The organism is Blautia sp. MCC269 (genome assembly GCF_018785655.1).
In the GTDB taxonomy this organism is placed as follows: domain Bacteria; phylum Bacillota; class Clostridia; order Lachnospirales; family Lachnospiraceae; genus Blautia_A.
Genome location: NZ_WQQE01000066.1, coordinates 1 through 2,386, shown reverse-complemented (window position 1 = coordinate 2,386; position 2,386 = coordinate 1). Strand labels below are relative to the sequence as shown.

The 2,386-nt window shown below is 47.8% G+C and carries 1 protein-coding gene; it reads left to right on the top strand.

Annotation, left to right across the window (positions count from 1 at the left end):
- The first annotated feature begins 606 nt into the window (after window positions 1-606).
- Window positions 607-2,271 (top strand): group II intron reverse transcriptase/maturase, encoded by a 1,665-nt coding sequence (gene ltrA, locus GPK88_RS16715; RefSeq protein WP_054356384.1) that lies wholly within the window; start codon window positions 607-609, stop codon window positions 2,269-2,271.
- Window positions 2,272-2,386: the final 115 nt, after the last annotated feature.

Sequence of the window (2,386 nt, the reverse complement as noted above, 5' to 3'; positions counted from 1 at the left end):
TATGCGCGACACGAGGTCGCGTAATTAAACTGTTCGGCGCTGACCGAACCTGTTATTCCATTAGCAGTAGCCTATCGTCACCGAAGCGGCTGGCAACGGCCGTGAGGCAGCATGACGAGAAAAGGTAGCCCTCCCGAAAGGGTTAAGCCGAAACCTCGAGGCAGAGGCGAAAAGCTGGAAGCAACGTCCGGCTGGGGAGCTTGGCTTGTGTAGTATGGTGAATGTAAGTAAATCGCTGTTAAACGTCGTTAGCGGGAACCAGGCTAAAGTTGCTGATAGGCCTGAACCAAAAGGTGTGCAGTCGGATGTTCTCCTGTAAGCTGGGAACACATGGACAAACATGACTGCCGGCGGATAGGCGGCACCTAACCTACACGGTTGATTACGTGAAACGTGTTAAGCCCGCGCTCTCTCCGTATATTCGGAAAGCTGACCGCAAGGAAAGCCGATAGAAACGCGGGTAAGGAACGCTGGAAAAAGCGAACGCCGACCTTGTAATGAGGACGGATAGGGATTGAAACAGCATCCCACGCGAAAGCGGGCTGACTTCCAGCAGGTCTATCTTTACGAGAGAATTTACAGAACTTTTGAGAGGAGGAATTGCAAATGAACAGGAAACTGTGTGCGCCTGCTGACAGGGCACGAAGCTGGGAATCCATTGATTGGAAGAAAGCGGAGGCCTATGTTAAAAAGCTGCAAATGCGTATCGTAAAGGCTCAAAAAGACGGTCATTACAGCAAAGTGAAAACTCTGCAATGGCTGTTGACGCACTCTTTCTATGCCAAGGCATTGGCAGTGAAACGTGTGACAAGTAATAAAGGCAAAAATACCGCTGGTGTAGACCATGAATTATGGAAAACGCCAAAAGGCAAATTCGAGGCGATTGACAAACTCAAACGCCGGGGCTATAAGCCCCAACCTCTCAGACGGGTGTATATCCCGAAGAAAAACGGAAAATTACGCCCGCTGAATATTCCAACGATGACAGACCGCGCCATGCAGACATTATATAAGTTTGCACTGGAACCATTGGCAGAAACTCTGGCAGACCCGAACTCCTACGGCTTTAGAATTGGAAGAAGCACACACGATGCCATCGGGCAATGCTTTAACGATTTGTGCAGAGCCGGTTCGCCTCAATGGATTTTGGAGGGAGATATTAAAGGGTGCTTTGACCATATCAGTCATAGCTGGTTAATGAAAAATATCCCAATGGACAAGGAAATGCTCGAAAAATGGCTGAAATGTGGCTTTGTGGAAACCAGAAAAATCTTTCCGACAGAGGAAGGGACCCCACAGGGCGGCACAATATCGCCAGTTTTGATGAACATGACCTTGGACGGTCTGGAGCGGATTCTAAAAGAAAGATTCCCGATGAGACGGACGGTGGCAGGTAAAACCATCTACGACCAGATTAATTTCGTGCGATATGCCGACGACTTTATCGTCACCGGGAAAAGCCCGGAAACTTTGCGTAACGAGGTTATGCCGCTTATCAAGGACTTTCTGGCGGAACGCGGCCTGCAACTTTCAGAGGAAAAAACGGTGATTACACATATCAGCGACGGCTTTGATTTTCTTGGGCAGAACATTCGGAAATACAACGGAAAATTGCTTATAAAGCCGTCAAAGAATGCAGTAAAAGCTTTCCTCAAAAAAGTGCGGACTATTGTTAAGGAGAACAAAACCGCCACGCAGGACTTGCTCATTCGCAAACTAAATCCTGTGATTCGCGGTTGGGTCAACTACCACCGCTATGTAGTTTCTGCGGATATTTTTGGATTAGTTGACCACAGGATTTTCGAGTGCCTATGGAAGTGGGCTTGCCGCAGACACAAACGAAAAGGTAGGAAATGGATTGCCAACAAATATTGGCACCATATTGATAACCGGACGTGGACGTTTGCAGCAGAGCCTGCTTTCCGCGGTAAAGATTTCGATGAAAAATACCTCAAGCTGGAATACGCGGCAAATACTAAAATCATCCGATTCAAGAAAATCACCGCCGAAGCCAACCCATTCGATAAAAAATGGACGGGATATTATGAGGAACGTGACGGGGAAAGAATGCTGAACAGCACCAAAGGACGAGAAAAACTCGTTAAAATTTGGAACAACCAAAAACGGTGCTGCCCTGTATGCGGAGAAAGAATTACATCTGAAACAGGATTTAAGACGCATTTTATCACCGAAAACAACAGGAAGTGGCCTGCTATTATGGTACATCCCTGGTGTCATCGAAATCTGCATGAGCCGGACTACTTGATTTGAGCCGGGTTTCGTTTTACACGAGGCCTTACGATAGGCTTGAGCCGTATGACGGGAAACTGTCACGTACGGTTCTTAGGGGAGGGGCTGGCAGCAATGCCAGTCTCTTACCCGACAT